The organism is Alishewanella sp. HL-SH06, from assembly GCF_052656265.1.
Genome location: NZ_CP199752.1, coordinates 738,662 through 755,798 on the forward strand (window position 1 = coordinate 738,662; position 17,137 = coordinate 755,798).

15 protein-coding genes and 1 other RNA gene are annotated in these 17,137 nt (G+C 47.8%); 6 read left to right on the plus strand and 10 right to left on the minus strand.

What is annotated here, in order from left to right; genetic code table 11:
- Positions 1-17: 17 nt before the first annotated feature.
- Positions 18-704 (minus strand): thiol:disulfide interchange protein DsbA/DsbL, encoded by a 687-nt coding sequence (locus ACUJFK_RS03290; protein ID WP_445426073.1) that lies wholly within the window; start codon positions 702-704, stop codon positions 18-20.
- Between the two features lie 159 nt (positions 705-863).
- Here ACUJFK_RS03290 and ACUJFK_RS03295 point away from each other — a divergent pair, with 159 nt between their 5' ends.
- Together ACUJFK_RS03295 and ACUJFK_RS03300 are read left to right on the plus strand one after the other, a co-directional pair.
- On the plus strand, positions 864-1,838 hold the full coding sequence (locus ACUJFK_RS03295; protein WP_445426074.1) for a DUF4862 family protein: 975 nt from the start codon (positions 864-866) through the stop codon (positions 1,836-1,838).
- Positions 1,839-1,891: 53 nt separating this feature from the next.
- Entirely contained in the window at positions 1,892-2,911 is a 1,020-nt protein-coding gene (locus ACUJFK_RS03300) for a zinc-binding alcohol dehydrogenase family protein (RefSeq protein WP_445426075.1), read from the plus strand.
- A gap of 49 nt (positions 2,912-2,960) precedes the next feature.
- Here ACUJFK_RS03300 and ACUJFK_RS03305 read toward each other — a convergent pair whose 3' ends face one another.
- From ACUJFK_RS03305 to recQ, 3 genes are all read right to left on the minus strand, one after another.
- A complete protein-coding gene (locus ACUJFK_RS03305) occupies positions 2,961-3,566 on the minus strand; it encodes a YkgJ family cysteine cluster protein (RefSeq protein ID WP_445426076.1) in 606 nt (201 codons plus the stop codon).
- Between the two features lie 111 nt (positions 3,567-3,677).
- A complete protein-coding gene (locus ACUJFK_RS03310) occupies positions 3,678-4,871 on the minus strand; it encodes a 7TM-DISM domain-containing protein (protein ID WP_445426077.1) in 1,194 nt (397 codons plus the stop codon).
- Positions 4,872-4,909: 38 nt separating this feature from the next.
- Entirely contained in the window at positions 4,910-6,709 is a 1,800-nt protein-coding gene (gene recQ / locus ACUJFK_RS03315; RefSeq protein WP_445426754.1) for a DNA helicase RecQ, read from the minus strand.
- Positions 6,710-6,851: 142 nt separating this feature from the next.
- Here recQ and ACUJFK_RS03320 point away from each other — a divergent pair, with 142 nt between their 5' ends.
- Together ACUJFK_RS03320 and ACUJFK_RS03325 are read left to right on the plus strand one after the other, a co-directional pair.
- Positions 6,852-7,304, plus strand: coding sequence for a thioesterase family protein (locus ACUJFK_RS03320; RefSeq protein WP_226752176.1), 453 nt, complete (start codon positions 6,852-6,854; stop codon positions 7,302-7,304).
- 100 nt (positions 7,305-7,404) lie between these two features.
- The gene (locus ACUJFK_RS03325) at positions 7,405-8,082 is read left to right on the plus strand and encodes a DUF599 domain-containing protein (protein ID WP_226752175.1); all 678 of its coding nucleotides are present in this window, start codon (positions 7,405-7,407) and stop codon (positions 8,080-8,082) included.
- Positions 8,083-8,144: 62 nt separating this feature from the next.
- On the opposite strand, the gene dolP is transcribed toward ACUJFK_RS03325, so the two are convergent.
- From dolP to ACUJFK_RS03345, 4 genes are read right to left on the minus strand one after another with little or no spacing between them, the layout of a single operon-like run.
- The gene (dolP, locus tag ACUJFK_RS03330; RefSeq protein WP_226752174.1) at positions 8,145-8,711 is read right to left on the minus strand and encodes a division/outer membrane stress-associated lipid-binding lipoprotein; all 567 of its coding nucleotides are present in this window, start codon (positions 8,709-8,711) and stop codon (positions 8,145-8,147) included.
- Position 8,712: 1 nt separating this feature from the next.
- The gene (locus tag ACUJFK_RS03335; RefSeq protein ID WP_226752173.1) at positions 8,713-9,300 is read right to left on the minus strand and encodes an SIS domain-containing protein; all 588 of its coding nucleotides are present in this window, start codon (positions 9,298-9,300) and stop codon (positions 8,713-8,715) included.
- A gap of 11 nt (positions 9,301-9,311) precedes the next feature.
- A complete protein-coding gene (locus ACUJFK_RS03340; RefSeq protein ID WP_445426078.1) occupies positions 9,312-9,656 on the minus strand; it encodes a YraN family protein in 345 nt (114 codons plus the stop codon).
- 6 nt (positions 9,657-9,662) lie between these two features.
- Entirely contained in the window at positions 9,663-11,540 is a 1,878-nt protein-coding gene (locus ACUJFK_RS03345; protein ID WP_445426079.1) for a penicillin-binding protein activator, read from the minus strand.
- A gap of 60 nt (positions 11,541-11,600) precedes the next feature.
- On the opposite strand from ACUJFK_RS03345, the gene rsmI reads away from it, so the two are divergent.
- Complete coding sequence (rsmI, locus tag ACUJFK_RS03350; protein ID WP_445426080.1) at positions 11,601-12,452, plus strand: 16S rRNA (cytidine(1402)-2'-O)-methyltransferase; 852 nt, start codon at positions 11,601-11,603, stop codon at positions 12,450-12,452.
- A 7-nt stretch (positions 12,453-12,459) separates the two neighbouring features.
- Here the strand turns inward: rsmI and ACUJFK_RS03355 are convergent, their stop codons facing one another.
- Positions 12,460-13,533, minus strand: a complete 1,074-nt coding sequence (locus ACUJFK_RS03355) for an alpha/beta hydrolase (protein ID WP_445426081.1) — start codon at positions 13,531-13,533, stop codon at positions 12,460-12,462.
- Positions 13,534-13,717: 184 nt separating this feature from the next.
- On the opposite strand from ACUJFK_RS03355, the gene rnpB reads away from it, so the two are divergent.
- Positions 13,718-14,098: RNase P RNA component class A (gene rnpB / locus ACUJFK_RS03360), an RNA gene on the plus strand.
- A gap of 63 nt (positions 14,099-14,161) precedes the next feature.
- On the opposite strand, the gene ACUJFK_RS03365 is transcribed toward rnpB, so the two are convergent.
- A complete protein-coding gene (locus tag ACUJFK_RS03365) occupies positions 14,162-17,005 on the minus strand; it encodes a TonB-dependent receptor (RefSeq protein WP_445426082.1) in 2,844 nt (947 codons plus the stop codon).
- Positions 17,006-17,137 lie beyond the last annotated feature (132 nt).

Sequence of the window (17,137 nt, forward strand, 5' to 3'; positions counted from 1 at the left end):
GCTGGCCCGCTGCACGTTTAGGGTTTGTTTTGCAGGTAATTTAACAGCTCATAATAATCTTCAGCGGTTTTCACATCTTCTGGTAAATCACCATTCACCAGATACTTACCTTTAACCACCACACTGGGTACGCCTTGAATGCGGTTATCGAGCATTTCACGGTTGGCTTGCTCCATCGCTTGGCGTACGGCTGGCGATTGTGCCAGTTCAGTTAATTGTTTTGGATCGAGCCCATGTTGCTCCATGAACGCATTAATCGCTTGGGTATCGGGCATGGTGTTTTGTTGTTCCCGTGTTTGCCGATACAGTTCAAACAACGGCTCAACTAACTGCTCATTACCGCTTTGTTGCAAGGCATAAAACACACTGGCATCAAAAGCCCAACGCTCGCCTAGGGCAGGATGCTTGCGTACCAACACCACATCCGGATTGGCTTGCAGATAATTGCGTAAGGTCGGTTCAAAGTTTTGACAATGTGGGCAACCTAACCAAAAGTATTCAGTAATGTAACGCTGATGCGCGGCTTCAAGTACCGGGTTGGCTAAAACAGTGTAGTGGCTACCTTCGGTAAACGCGCGACTGCTTGCAGCAGGAGCCGCTTGTTCCACGGTTGTTGTCGGAGTATTACTGCTTGGCTCAGGCGAACAAGCGCTGATCATTAAAAAAGCGGAGCTAAGGAGAAGAGTTCGGCGAAAAAACGTCATAAAGATTCCTAATCAGGTTATAAACACCACAGATGCGTGTATCGAGTGTAATCACTTTAGCGCAGCAGCACAATCGCTAGGCTTCACCGCTAGGCTGGGGCTGCCGTTTTTTAACAAGACACGGTATGATAGTTTTTTTTCTTGCACAGGTTTCAAGCCATGTCGTTTTATTTAGGGGCTTATGCCGCCTCTCCTAATGTATCGGGTTGGGATCCCCAACTTGAAGCTGCTTATTATCAACAGTTAAAAAGCTTAGAATCGGTTCGTGGCTTAGAGCACCCTTTTTTAGGTAGCTTGCATGCGCAGGATGATCAGTGGTTTTTGCAGCATATTGATACTAATTGGGATTTTGTTTTTACCACTATTCCTGGCGTGATGAACGCTTTAGCCACCTTACCTACATTTGGCTTGGCATCTACGGATGAAGCCGGGCGTGAAGCCGCGATTGCCTTTATGCGCCAAGCGAATCATGCCATTGCAAAGTTGAATACCCATCTGAAACGACAAGCCGTGACCGCCATTATGCTACATAGCGCGCCAGCACGGCATAACTGTGCCGGTTCTGCTGCGGCGTTTAAAACATCTATGCAAACCTTGTTAAGTTGGGATTGGCACGGTGCGAGTTTGCTGGTAGAGCATTGTGATGCCTTAATCGACAGCCATGCGCCTTCTAAAGGGTTTTTAAGTTTAACCGATGAGTTAAGCGTGTTATCTGAATTGAATGCCACCCAAGCGCCAGAGCTACCGCTAGGCGTTGTGATTAACTGGGGCCGTTCCGTGTTAGAAACACGGCAGCCCGACGGCGCCTTGCAGCATATCGCCGCAGCCAAAGCCCAGGGTTTGCTCGCCGGCGTGATGTTCTCGGGTATTTCTGATCAAGCCACCGAATATGGCGCTTGGCGAGACAGCCATCAACCGGCACAAACGAATGAATTAGTGGCTTTTGGTGAGCCGGGTTCTTGGTTAACCGAGCAAGCAGTGGCAGACACCTTACAAGCTTGCCAAGGGGTTAATTTAGCGGTGCTGGGTTTAAAAATAGGCATTCGCCCACATAGCGCCGATTTAACCTTACGGCTGAATTATTTGCGGGCACAGCTTGGTATGCTGCAACGGCAGGTGGCGCTTTGTCGCTGAAGCTTGGCACACTGAATTTCAGTTACTCAATTTGATAAAAAGCAGAGGGATATATGAAAGCGATTGGCTATCAACACTCACTAGCAATTAGCGATGCGGCAGCATTATTGGATATTGAAGTACCGCAACCGGTGGCCAGCGGCCATGATGTGTTGGTGAAGATCGCTGCGATCTCGGTTAATCCGGTAGATACAAAAATTCGGCAACGTGTCACACCGCCAGCCGGCGAATATAAAATTTTAGGTTGGGACGCAGCGGGTGAGGTTGTTGCTGTTGGCGAAAAAGTGCAGCATTTTGTGCCGGGCGATAAAGTTTTTTACGCCGGTGCACTGCAGCGATCAGGCTCGAATGCAGAATATCAGCTGGTGGATGAACGTATTGTCGGCAAAATGCCGGCGAACCTCAGTTATGCAGAAGCGGCAGCTTTACCCTTAACGGCGCTAACGGCCTGGGAAATGTTATTTGACCGCCTAGATATTGCTACGCCTAGCTTAAAGCATCCGAAACCGGTGTTACTGGTGGTAGGGGCTGCCGGTGGTGTCGGTTCGGTATTGTTGCAACTGGCGCGTCAATTAACCACGGTAACGATTGTCGCGACGGCTTCCAGAGCAGAAACACAAGCCTGGGTGCGAGAGATGGGCGCGCACTATGTAATTGATCACAGTAAGCCGTTGTTAGCGCAGTTGCAGGCGCTGGGTATTGATGCTGTCAGCCATGTGGCGAGTTTAACCCATACAGATGCCCACTATGCAGAGTTAGTGAAAGCGCTGGCGCCACAAGGTAAGCTGGCATTGATTGACGATCCGGTTGGTGGCTTGGATATTATGCCGTTGAAGCAAAAAAGTATTTCTCTGCATTGGGAGTTTATGTTTACCCGATCGTTATTTGCTACTACCGATATGCAGGTACAACATCAGATATTAACCGATCTCGCCAAGCTGATTGAACAAGGCCAAGTCAAAAGCACATTACAGCAGCAGTTTGGCACCATCAACGCGGCTAACTTACGCAAAGCGCATGCCCTATTAGAAAGCGGTAAAGCCATGGGCAAGATTGTGTTGGCAGGATTTTAAGTGTCAGACCTGACAGAGCAACCGGCTGTGTCAGGTCTGCAATAGGGCGTTAGGCTATTTGTAAATCAGTACTGAAACTACTGTAGTAAGATTTAAATAGCACTTTTTCTAGCGCCAAAAACATGGCTTGATTGATCGGATAATGCTTATTACCCAATTCATAATCTAGCTCGTTTACCTGCTCTTTGGCTGACATCATCATCGGTGGCGGATGCTCAGTCAGCATAATCAGGTGTTGTTGGTACTTTTCTGCTTTATCACTTTTGATCGTTTTACATACCGAAAGTGAGGTTTTGCCCATTTTGTCACGGTATCCTGCCGCACCAAAAACTCGGCAAATACTAGGCCGCTGCTGATATACAGTGCATTGCCCTTGCTTGCCATCAAACGATAGCCGCTGGTAAAAAAAGCAACCAGAAACTTCTGGTAACTCTTCGAGTTGTGTCAGTGTTTGCTCGGCTTTACCCTGATCAAACAGGTGTAATGCCAGCGGTAACATCTCTAGCACGGTCGCTTCAATAGTGGGTTGAGTGCAGCACTCACCACAGCTACTACGACAGCTTAAACCGCTGTCTTGCTGATAACTGGAAAATGTGTCCGCCATTTCGCCATACACAGCCTCAACACGACGCGATAACTCACGCAGTCGTTGCATTTAAGACTCCGAACGAAATAACTAAAGAATAGTCGATAGAAACGGCGATTTGCCGCGTCGCCATTCTAGGGTGCTATGGCCTCTGTCTGCAAGAGGTAGTTGAAAATATAGTCAAAGATCACGACGGGCAAACTGTAAACGTGCTTTAGGAATATGCAGTAATAAAAAAGTGGAGATGGCCAAAACAAACAATAAGCTAGTGTTAAGCCACTGCACAAAGCTGGCCATGTAACTAAGTTGCAGAAGTAATAACTGCAAGGTAGCCGCCACCGCTAGTAAGGAAAACCGTGGCGTGTAGCGGACCTGCGTGGTTAAACTAATAAATAATGCCTGCAGCAACGTGATGCTTAACACTAAGGTCATACAGATAAATAAGAGTTTAAGCTTCATGGGGCCCGAGGCAAATAACGGGCTAAACAATAGTAACAAGGCCAGCAAGAAACTGCCGCTATTCAGCCATAAACCATAGCCTGAACTTTGTCGAAGTAAACTAAAACGGGCAAACAAGCTTAAGCAAGCTAAGCTCGCCCCAACACTAATGTAAATAAATACCGCGTTCATTTCCGGATGTAATGGCCATAAGCGACTAAAGGCTTGGCCATTAAGCGTAATTAACACTAATAAAAAGGCCAGATAAAATCCCGCTAAGGCATACAGTGCTGGTTGATGTTGCTGCACACCCCGGCACAGTGCTAGCAAGACCAGTAACAGCAGGGCGCCATTGATCATACTGTCTTGTTGTAACTGCTGCTGGCTTGCTTCGAGCAGCGGTGCAAGCGAAGAAATGCTTAATTCGGTTCCTATCATGGCGGCATCTTCTAGCTTAATTAACACACTGGTTTGCTCTGCAATGTCAAAGCGCAGCGGTTGTGAAAAGCTGTAAAGCGGCAAGGGCCGCTCACTAAATGGAAATGCGCTACCGCTGCGCCCCAAAAATTGCACGCTAGGGATGTCGGTTGCGACTTTATAAAAACTGACTTTATCGACGGCGAGAAAATGATAGCTCAGCACCGCATCCCAGGGTTCAGGGTATGGGTTTTTAATTTTGGCTAACAGCCAAACGGCTTGTTGTGCGGTGATCCTAAGGGTATTTTGTTGGGGGGTTAGCGCGGTAAAGTTATGAAATAACGCGGGGTCGGCGACCAGTTCATTGGCCGACAGTGACACATCGGTGATTTGATACTGTAGCTCGGTTAACCGATGCGGTTGTTGCTGAATAATATCCAAGGTACCGGCAGCATGAACGCTGCAACATAGGCTTAAGCATAGCAAGGCGATGCGGGCTAAGGTCAGAAAAGGTGACAAGCTGTGAACCTCAGGTTAAAAAATAGGATATTTGCTTACTACTCTAGCAGAGGGTTACGGCTATCAGCCAGATAATCCCCAATTTCGGTCATAAATTCTTTGCCGTAACGACTTAACTTCGTAAAACCCACCCCTGAGATCGCGAGCATGGCGGCGTTATCGGTGGGTAGTTTGTGGCACATATCAATCAACGTTGCGTCGCTAAATACCACAAAAGGTGGCACGTCATCGCGCTCCGCTATGGCTTTGCGTAGTGTTCGCAGGCGGGAAAATAATACCTTGTCATGTTTTTGTTGGCCAAGCTTCGCCTGCGTTTTACTGCTGGCTTGAAGGCGAGGCACAGCCAGTTGCAGTGGGTGATCACCTCTAAGCACCGGGCGTGCCGCGGGTAATAAACGTAATACCGAATGCTGAGTAATATCTTGCTGTAACAAGCCAAAGTGAATGAGTTGTCGAAAAATACTTAACCAATAATCATGGCTGAGTTGTTTACCTAGGCCCCAGGTAGAGAGTTTGTCGTGCCCAAGCTCCTGAATTTTATGATTTTGACTGCCGCGCAGCACTTCAATCACATGGTGCAGGCCATAGTTTTGGCCTACCCGATAAACACAAGACAACGCCTGTTGTGCGGTTTGGGTACCATCAAATTGCTGTGGCGGGTTTAAGCAAATATCACAGTTGCCACAGGGTTGTTGTCGCGCTTCGCCAAAGTAATTTAATAACACCAGTCGGCGGCACGTTTGCGCTTCGGCAAAAGCGGCCATTGATTGAAAGCGCTGCCACGCCACTTCTGCGCGTTGCGGGTTATCTTCGGCTTCCAACCAGCGTTTCATTCTGGCGATATCAGCCGGATCAAATAACAGCAGCGCTTCTGCTGCCACGCCATCTCGTCCTGCGCGCCCCGTTTCTTGGTAATAAGCTTCAATAGTGCGGGGGAGTTCAAAATGCACCACAAAGCGAATATTCGGCTTATTAACACCCATGCCAAAGGCCACGGTAGCCACAATAATGCTGATATCATCACGTTTAAAGGCGTCTTGTACCTGGTCACGTTGGGTTGCGTCATAACCTGCATGATAAGCGGCCACGCGAAAGCCCCGCTCGGCTAATTGCGCAGTTAACTCATCTACTTTACGCCGCGAACTACAGTAAATAATGCCGCTGTTATTTTCTTGTTGTTTCAGATAAGCCAGCAACTGTTCTAATGGCCGAAACTTCTCTTGTACCGTGTAGCGAATATTCGGGCGATCAAAACTGCCGCGATAAATCAGTGGGTTGTTTAGATCGAGTTGTTGCAAGATATCTTGCTGAGTACCAGGATCAGCGGTGGCGGTTAAGGCCATCACCGGAGTATCAGGAAAACGCTGTTTTAATTGGGCTAACGCCATGTAGTCAGGGCGGAAATCATGGCCCCACTGCGAAATACAGTGCGCTTCGTCAATAGCAAATAAGCTCACCCCTACTTCTTGTAAACGAGCAATGAAATTGGGTTGCAACAAGCGTTCGGGGGCGACATACAATAATTTCAAACGGCCGTCGTACAGCTGCGTAAAGACCTCTTGCACGGCGTCGCGGCTTAAACTGCTATTGATAAATTCGGCCGCAATACCATTGGCTTTTAACGCATCAACCTGATCTTTCATCAGAGACATTAACGGCGAAACGACTAACGTCACTTTAGGTAGGTGTAGAGCCGGTAATTGATAACAAAGTGATTTACCACCACCGGTTGGCAGTAATACAAAGCAATCACGTTGTTGCATCGCCGCACCAATAATTTCAGCCTGACCTTCACGCCAGGTGTCATAACCAAAGGTTTGTTTTAGGGCGGGTAGCATTTGCTCAAGCACGCGGTGTCGATCTCCGGTCAAAAAGAGGCGTATTGTAAGCAGAAATGCCGCAAAGTTATACCCCAGTGGGCTTTGCACTGAACAACAGAGGCAGTACACTGACAAAAACCTTTAAGAATAAGACGATTACATGACCCCTGAACAATTGGTGCCTTACATTGCTAGCGTTTTCAATGAAATGCCTTTTAATAAACTTATCGGTTTAACCGTAACACGCTTTGATGAGGAAGTGGCTGAAGTACGTTTTAATTGGGCAGAGCAACTTATTGGCAACCCGTTACAGCAAATTTTGCATGGCGGCGTGATTGCTTCGGTACTGGATGTGGCAGGGGGTCTGATGGCCGTATCCAGTGCTTTAGGTCGCGTGCAGCAAGTTGCGCCAGAGCAGTTGCACGAACGTTTCGGTAAAATGAGCACTATTGATATTCGCACCGATTACTTAAGGCCGGGCCGTGGCAACGTGTTTATTGCTAGCGCCAGAGTGATCCGTGCGGGCAATAAAGTGGCAGTGTGTCGTATGGAACTGCATAACGAGCTGGGTATTCATATCGCGTTGGGAACCGGTACTTATCTGGTGGGGTAGTTGCAAAGTTTGTTTACGCATAAGTCTTAATAAAACAGTCTTAAGGCACACTGTGCTTTCGTTATATGATGCACAAAGTTAAAACACGAAGGAGCGTCAAGTGCTGAGCTTATTAGATATTATCGCCTTAGTTTGGTTTAGTTTAGCTTGGGGAGGCTACACACTCTACGCGAAACGCCGTGCGAAAGTGGTGAGTTGTTTGTCATTTGAGCTGCGCCGTAAGCGAAACCATTGGATGCAGCAGATGTTACGGCGTGACAATAAGATGGCGGATGTCGGGCTGATTTCTACCCTTGAGCGCAACGTGACCTTTTTTGCTTCAAGTTGTTTGTTAATTATGGCCGGTTTGCTAACGGTGCTGACATCGAGTGAACGCTTAAAGACTATGCTGAGCGGGCTGATCCCGTGGAGCGCGCAAACCGAAACACAAATTCAAATTAAGATTTTGTTGTTAGCACTGATTTATGTGTTCGCCTTTTTTCAATTTACCTGGTCATTACGCCAATACGGTTTTTGTGGGGTATTAATTGGTGCAGCGCCAGATGGACGCGAGATGGCGACAGAAGAGCAAGATTTGTATACCAGCCGCACGGCCAAGGTGATTGATCAAGCCAACCACTCGTTTAACTATGGCTTGCGCGCCATCTATTTTTCGCTAGCGGCGCTGACCTGGTTTATTGATAGCAGTTTGTTTATGGGTGCAACTGTGGTGGTGGTATTGATCTTAAAACACCGAGAGTTTCATTCTAAGGTATTAAAAGCTCTGCAGCAGTGCTAAGGGGTTAAAGCAAACGCCATCGCTTATCATATAAATAAGCGGTGGCGAGTGATTAATTCCACTTATTGCGGGCTTTCAAAGGCTTTAATAACCCGAACCACACCTTCGACATTACGGGCAATATCAACCGCTTTATCTGCTTCAGGCCCACCGACTAGCCCCATTAAAAACACTTCAGCGTTTTCGGTAACCACTTTGATGTTTAAACCACTAACATCATCATCGGCTAACAACTTACTTTTTACTTTAGTGCCAATCCAGCTATCGCGGGTACGGGTGGTCAGTGAGGTATTGTTGCCAAGGCGAATTTGGTTATGCACCATTTTTACGCTGGCTATATCTTGCACTAAACGTTGTGCTTGCTCGCGAACTTGCTCGCTTTTGGCTTGGCCGGTGAGCAAAATCACGCCATTGTAGCTCGTCACATTCAGATTACTGCCTTTAGCGGTGATGTCGTTATCACCTAATGCCCGGCGTGCTTTTAGCACTATACCGTTATCATCAATTTGCGAACCTAAAGTGCGGCGATCATTAGCGGCGGTCACCGCGGTTGCGCCTCCGGCTACCACGGCTGCAGCACAACCTTGTAGTAATAGAATAGCAGCTAAAACACTGGCTAATTTCATCATATTAAAACTCTCCTTGCTGTGGAAACAGCGTCATATCAATCAATTCACAAAGGCAGTGTAGTAAAAAGGTGTAACATTCAATCACCCGTGCCGGACGGTGTGCCGGCACTTTTAATTCAACATCTTGTTGATTTAATAACCCGGATAAATCACTGCTGTTATCTACCGTGAGGGCAATTACTTTCATATCGTTGGTCAGTGCCGCTTCGGTTGCACGGATCAGACTTTGTTCTGCACCATTAAGTGAAATCACCACTAAAATATCCGCAGCTTGACCTAACGCTTTCACTTGCCTCGCTAAGTAATCATGATTTTGTTGGTTAGCCGGTTGCAGACTAGAGTGATCCGCTTGTAAAGCAAAAGCCGGTAAACACGGGCGCTCGGTTTCAAATTGATCCAATAACAGTTGGGCAAAATGGCTGGCTAAATTAGCGCTGGCCCCTTCACCACAACAAATCACCTTACCGCCATTAATCAGCGTTTGCACTATCATTAGCGCACCGCTTTCAATTGGGCCAGCTAACGCTTCGCTGGTGGCGATCATGGTTTGGATATTTTCACTAAACAGGTGTCTGATATGTTCTTGCATCCGGGGTCCTGTTAACTAAAGGCATTTTGCAGCCAGTTATATTGATAGGGCGCTTGCCCTTCAATGGCTACTACATCTATGCGACAAGGCTGTTGGCTAAGTCGATGCTGCTGTTGATAATACTGTACGGCTTTTAACACTTTTTGTCGTTTGGCTGGCGTAATGGCGGCTAGTGCCCCACCAAACGCTGTGCTCGCCCGATATTTTACCTCAACGAATACCCAGTAAGGGCCATGGCGCATAATTAAATCAATTTCACCGAGCTTACAGCTAAAATTCTGTTGCACCAAGCTTAGGCCTTGTTGCTGCAAAAATTGCAGCGCCAAGGCTTCATATTGCTGACCAAGCTCGTTCATACCGGCTTATGGCTCTTGCACCGCAACCAAACGGTTGCTGCGGTAACTGCCCCAGCTTAATTGCCGGCTAATACTGCCATCGGCGTTGACGGTCAGTCTGCCAGTAAAACCGGGATGGCTTAAACTGGGTAGTTGTTGCTGTTGCTTTAGGCTGCCAATAATGTGATAGGCGTCATAGCCCATTGCGAATAATCGCTGCAGGGTTTCATCCTGCTCGCTAAATAATTCAAGGTATTGCTGCCGAACCTTTTGACTGTGCTGTTCGTTTAACAACCAAGGCGTTTCGGTAAACGTGAGGCCGTTGAGATCGCGTAAATCATTAGCATCACCGCCGGCGCTGTAGCTGCGAGAACTGGCGTAAATAGGCAGCTTTGGCGCGGTTTGCATCACCGAGACATCGACAAAAGGTTTAAACATTCTGGTTTGCACCGGATCGGCAAGTAAATAAATAGCATCAATATCTAAGCGGCTATGCGCTTCACTTTCCACACTGCCAGGAATTAAACCGGAGATCAGCCGAATACGCTCGCGGCTGCTGTCTGTTTCTAATAACCGGGTAATTAAAGCTTCTAATTCAGCTTTGGCTTCAAATTGGTAGCTCTCGGGTGCCTCATGGCCCAGAGCTTGCCATTGTCGGGTAAAGTGTTGCTGCATACGCTGACTAATGGCATTACGCGAGCTGATGATCACAGGCCGCTTATAATTTTTTTGCGCAAACAATTGCACCATCTGCGCCGCTTCATCTTCCAAATTTAAAGCAAAGTAAAAGCGATCAGGTTGCGCCGGTAATTGACTGTCACGGCTGTTTAAAAACAAGGTTGGGTAAGTCCAATCGGATTGTTTACTGACTTGTTCTACCTGATCTTTTAACAGAGGGCCAATCACAAAGTCGATTTGTTTCGCTGCTAATTGCTGTTGAATGTCGGCAACCGATTGCTGACTATCAATAAACAGCAATTCACGAGGTAAGCTGTTATCCGCGCTGATAGCGGCCAGTAAGCCATATTGAATCGCTTTTGCATGTTGCTGAAATTGACCACTGAGCGGCAATAATACGGCGATACGCTTTGGTTGATAAGGCGTTAGGGCCAATTGCTGTTGTAAAGCCTTTGGTAATTGCGACAAGCTCGGTAACTGCGGATAACGCTGTTGCCATTCGGTTAGCGCATTGTTTAATTGCTCGGGGTTGCCCAGTTTATTGCGTACCACTTCTAATAAATTGAGCCAACCGCGCGCGCGTTGGCCCGCACCCACTTGTAAGTTGGTGAGTTCGCTATGACTTAAAGCACTGAGCTGCGGCCATAACTGTTCATGTAATTCAGCATAGCTGTTTAGTAGCGTAGGGTTGTTGCCGAGCATCTCATCTAGTTGCAATAAACTTCGGGCTGCAGCGTAAGCGCGCTGTTGCTGTTGATACAGTTTGGCACTGGACCATAAAAAAGCGGCTTGATCGCTCGGCGCGAGTTGTGCGCGGTTAGTTTGCTCAATCAGTTGTTCGGCTAACGCCAGCTCGTTATGTTGCAGATAAGCTTGTAACAACAGCACCTGATTACGCTGGCGGATCAGCGCACTGTCGCTTTGGCGTAAGGTATCGGTAATGGCTAAGGCCAACGCGCTGTTTTGCTCTAACAAGGCGGCTTCGGCGGCTTTTAATAAGCGAATCTGTTGCGCTTCGCCTTGATAAGTTGCGGCTTGGGCTAACAATTGCTCAGCCGAAAGTGTTGCCGGTTCGGGGGTTTCGTCTTTGGCAAGCTCAGTGATCAGCTCGCGCTCAGCTGTGCTACTTTGCTGCGGAATGGTTTGCGCACAGCTGCTGACTAAGGCGGCCAAGGTTAAAATAAATAGCGGCTTAAATTTGCTGGTTTTCACAATGCACAGTACCATAGAGTTTTCGTGGTGTTATCTTACTGACACAACCCGTTAAGCTCAAATAATTAGCGAAATATGACCAAACAAAGCGGTTCTCTTTATGTTGTGGCCACGCCGATAGGCAATCTGGCTGATATTAGCCAGCGGGCGATAGCTACTTTACAGCAGGTTAGCTGTATCGCAGCTGAAGATACTCGGCACAGCGGCAAGTTATTACAACACCTTGGTATCAGCAATCGATTGCTGGCTTTACATGATCACAATGAAAAACAACGCGCCGCCAGCATTATTGAAAAATGCCTTGCTGGTGAAGATGTTGCGCTAATTTCTGATGCCGGCACGCCATTGATCAGTGACCCTGGTTACAGCCTAGTGCGTTTATGCCGTGAAGCCGGTGTTCCCGTAGTGCCGGTTCCAGGTCCTTGTGCCTTGATTACCGCCTTGTGTGCCGCCGGTTTACCGACCGATAAATTTCAATTTATTGGCTTTTTAGCCGCCAAATCGAGCCAACGGCAAAAGCAATTAGCCGATGTTCCGGCCAATGCTGGCACCATTATTTGTTACGATACGGCGCGACGTATTTTAGATACTTTAGATGACGTTGCCGCAGTACTCGGTGCTGAGCGGCAACTGGTGTTAGCGAAAGAACTGACCAAAACCTTCGAGCATTTTGCCTATGGCAACGCCGCGCAAATTCAGCATTGGTTGCGCGAAGATCCACAGCGCTGCCAAGGTGAAATGGTGTTAATGATTGCCGCCGAAGCCGAAAAGCCGGCTTCAGAGATCAGCGCAGAGGCACAGCGTACGCTGCAACTCCTGTTAGCGGAGTTACCGCTCAAGCAAGCTGCTGCGTTAACTGCGCAAATTCATAACGAAAAGAAAAATGTGCTGTATCAATTTGCCCTAGGGCTGAAAAGCCCTGATTAAATGCGGCTCAAAAGTAGTAGAAGTTGCGCGCTGCGTCAAAGGTCAGGCTGTCTTCGGCAGTCTGGCCGTTAATGGCTAACTGAAAAAAACTGCGCACTTGCGAATTCTCCAGTGGCTTACCTTCAAAGTAAGCATGCGAAGTACCGACATGAGCCTGCCCGGTAAAATTAATATAGGTGGCGGTTTTAGATTCTAAGCAGCGTAGGTAATGCCCTAAACGCGCTTTTTGTTTCTCGCCCATTTTCATACGCGATGCCCGTAGCGCACTATCATGTTCATTCAACGTGATATACAAACGATTGCGGCACTGAATATTATCTACCCAGTTAGCGTGCCCCGCGTTGTTCGTATCTGCGGCCACCATCACAATATTATCGAAAATTAACTGATCACCGGCATAAACGCTGGAGCTTAACAAATGTTTGTACAGATAATTGCCCATACTGTGTAGCATCAAATTAATGGTAAAGGGGCAGCGCGCAGCGGCCGCGGCCGTAAAATAGCGATCCCACTTTTCAGCGTCATCACCAAATTTTGCCTCGGTTGTTTGTTCTAATTGTTCGACATAATCGGCATGCAGTTGCTGCACAATACTTTGTAAACGTTCTAGCACCCGGTTAAGTGCGCCAACTGAGGCCAGCGCATCGCGTTTGTCGCTCTTATAACTTAAAACACCTTGTACACCGCCACCATTCGCAGGCCAGCTAAAAATCACCACTTCCAAATTATAGTTTTGCTCAAGCTGTTCTGCGCGATCGAGCACCGAGGCTAAATCGTTATTAAAGCCATGCACATACAACATGAGGTGGCGCGAGGGGGTGTAGGTTTTCAGTTTACTGACCAATTGCTTGGCAACGTATTCACTGGCAAACATGCTGTCTTGCTCTTGGGCTTTTTTGGCGCTAACGGCTTGTCCTGTGGCATTCACTCGATCCGGAAAGACATTGATGTGCCATTTGCTATTCACGCGGCTGGCTTCAGCTAAACGTAATTCATTCGGGCCTTCTGCGGGTTTGTCGCCAAAGGCGGTTTTTACGGTGGTTTTGCCTTCATTCACGCGCCGATTGGTAATAATAAACATGTTGGCTCCTTATTGAACTAAGGTAGCGAATAAGGCTGGGAGTCGCTGTTGAGGGGACGTTATCGGGTTAACTATAGTTGGCCATGGCGGCTTTGCCATCGAATGATGGCACTTAATGCGAGCATTTGTGTTGCAACGGGCAAATATGCTGTTGTCGGCGCGGCTTTTGCGTATAATGGTCAGCGGAGTGGGTCAAGGCAATCGCTGCTTGCGCAAGCAAGGGGAGGAAAGTCCGGGCTCCACAGGGCAGGGTGCCAGGTAACGCCTGGGAGGCGCGAGCCTACGACTAGTGCAACAGAGAGCAAACCGCCGATGGCTCAGTCTTTCTTCGGAAAGCCTGAGATCAGGTAAGGGTGAAAGGGTGCGGTAAGAGCGCACCGCGCGACTGGCAACAGTTCGTGGCACGGTAAACTCCACCCGGAGCAAGATCAAATAGGCCCTCTATGGCGCGGCCCGCGTTGAGGGCGGGTAGATTGCTTGAGGCTTAGGGTGACCTAAGTCCTAGAGGAATGATTGCTACTCTGGCAACAGAGCACAAAACCCGGCTTAATGACCGACTCCCCTAATAAAGAAAACCGCACGTTGCTAAAACAACGTGCGGTTTTTTATTGCGGGGTGTTAACTCACCTTACATAAACTTGTAATCAAGCAGTAAGGTAAAGGAACGGCCACGTGGATCGGCAATACGCGGTTCCCATGCTGCACCGGCTGCAAAGTCGTTTTGGTGTGCAGTAAAAGGTGGATCGCGATCAAAGATGTTTTTAATGCCAAAGGTAAAGCTGACATTGTCGAAGCCGCTATAGCTCAAACTATAGTTATAGGTGGTATAGCTGCTGACTTCTGGGTTCCAATCGTCTGGAATGTAGCTGCCATTACGCACGCTAACCGGTAATTCATCCTTGTAACCGTCGCGGAATAACTGGCTTAACGTATGGCTCCAATCGCCTTTCACATAGCTTAGGTTCAGCGTATGTTTCCACTTGATCGGCAGGTTGTAATAACGAACGTATTCACCCACTAAGTTATCGCTGTAAGGTAGCGAATCTAAGCCTTTGGTCTTGAAGCTGTCGATATAACTACCGTTCATATTTAAGCGCCAATTACCGTCGGCAAACTCGCCGCTTAAATTAGCGTCTACTTCGATACCACGGGTTAGGGTGCCGCCTGAGTTGATATAACGACGGTCGATGGCGATCACTTGACCGCTACTATCACGGATCCAGTTAGCTTGGAATTGAGCATAGTTTTCAATCAGTACATCACGAGGCGCGGAGCGGATCGTGTCGGTACGTTCAATTTCCCACCAGTCGACACTGAAGTTAAAATTGTCATAAGGCGCGGCCACAAAACCGATGCTCTTCTGCTCTGATTCTTCAGGTTGCAGATCTTCTTTACCACCGAAAATCTCTACCGGGCGAATAGAAGCACAGCCGGCTACCGTCTCACTGGCGATACCGCTAGCACAGGTGGCAGGATCGGCTAAATCAAGACCAGTGTATTGCGATTCAGTGACGCCGTTAAACAGCTGGTTAAAGGTGGGGACTTTAAAGCCCGTGCTATAAGCACCGCGCACTAAGAAGCCCTCTACTGGCCGCCAAGTAAAGCTCACTTTCGGGTTAGTTGTACTACCAAAACCATCATATTTGTCATAACGACCCGATAAGCTGACATCTAAACTATCGAAAATCGGTAGATAGAATTCAGCAAAGACCGCCTGAATATCTCGGCTGACTTTATCTAACACGTTGGCATTATCGAATGGCGCGTTAAAAATTGGCCGCATCTCAGCGCGTTCATCACCATTAAATTTAAACTCTTCACGGCGTAAATCGACACCGAACGCCGCTTGTAATTCACCGCCAGGTAAGTCAAAACCAAAACCGCCACTGATGGTGGCATCTAACTGCGTCATTAATGACTCGCCACCATACAATTTAACACCGGTGGCGGAAGCGGCCTCTAATGCTGCGATACCAGCGGCAGACTGGCTTTGACCAGGTAATAAGAAGGGGTTAATTAAACCGCTGCCTAATACTTGTTGCAGTTCAGCAGTGTAATGGTAACCACCGCCAAGGACAGATTCTGACTCACTTGATGCGCGTGATAAACCTGCGGTGTAGTCCCACTCAATACCAGGAATAATACCTTCAAATGCCGCCATCAAACGATAAGAATTAGTTTCAGTATCAATTTCACGACCACCACAGGCCATACAACGCCAGCGATAAGCTATGGGTTGGCCATAATTTAGCTGTGATGCGCCAAAGTAATTGGCTAAAGCATTGTAAATGGTATTGTAAGACGCACCGGTGCTAGGATACCAAGTGGCAGGACCGAAGGTCGAGCCGGGGGAAATTTGGTTCGGTTCAAAGGCCTTACTGACATCGACTTTGGAAGCAACCAATTCTAAATAAGCACTGTGATTCTCGTTCAGTTTAAACGAGGCACGGCTGATAAAGTCCGTACTTTCTTGTGGCTGTTGAATACGTGCTGCCGCAGGGTAGTCCCAAGCACAGGCATAACGTGAAGATTCCGAACTCCATAACTTTTGATCGTAAGGGCCCATCATATCGCCGCCACTTTCACAGCCCGCCGCACCCGGTAAATCTAAAATGTTTACCGCAATAACTGATTGACCATCACGTGGATCGACTAAACCGGTGCCAATTAAGTTGGGCTGGGTAGCACCACGGTTAAACACGGTAGCAAAAGGCGTACCGCGTGTATCAGGCGATAAGCCGCGATTGGGTTGGAAGGTATTAGAAAATTCGCGATCTGAGCCTTCTAACGTGGCATTTCGTTTAAATGACAGGGTACCAAACAGGTTCCAACCATCTTTATTAATATCACCTGCACCTAATAATAGGTTGGTGCGGTAAATGTTACCACCACCGGCTTCTGTCACATCCATGAAGGCAGAAGCTTCACCACCGGTGTAATCTTTCTTGGTAATAAAGTTAATGACACCGCCGATTGCATCAGTACCGTACATGGCAGAAGCGCCATCCCGAAGCACTTCAACGCGCTCTAAGGCGGCAAAGGGGATCGAGTTTAAATCCACTGCGCGGCCTTTTAAGCCGTGTGTGGCAACGCGGCGTCCGTTTAACAATACCAGAGTGGCATCTGCGCCTTGACCCCGTAAGTTAGCTCCTGAGACACCGTTATTACCACGTTGTTCTTCAGAAACAATACCGCCGTTACTGGCGAGGTTATCTGAGGAGTTACCGGCAATGTTCAGTTGCATCAGCAATTGTTCAGCAGAGGTGATGCCTTGAGCATCAATGTCTGCCTTACTGAATACCGTGAGAGGTAATGAACCTTCAATATTGGTTCTTTTGATATTCGAGCCGGTAACTCTGATGCGTTCAACTTTTGCATCATCGGCTTCCGGGGTTACAGTATCTTGTGCCATGACGACCGTCGAGCTAAAGCCGGCAAGGGCAATAGACTGAATAAGCCTGTTCAACTTCATTGCAATCTCTCCTGGATGTTACACCCTTTATAGTTTTTTATAACGTTGCGCTGCTTAAGCCTTGCGGCGCTGTGCAGGGATGTTTGATTTCTGCACAAATTTAACATAGCAATCTTTTGTTGGTTTTGAAAA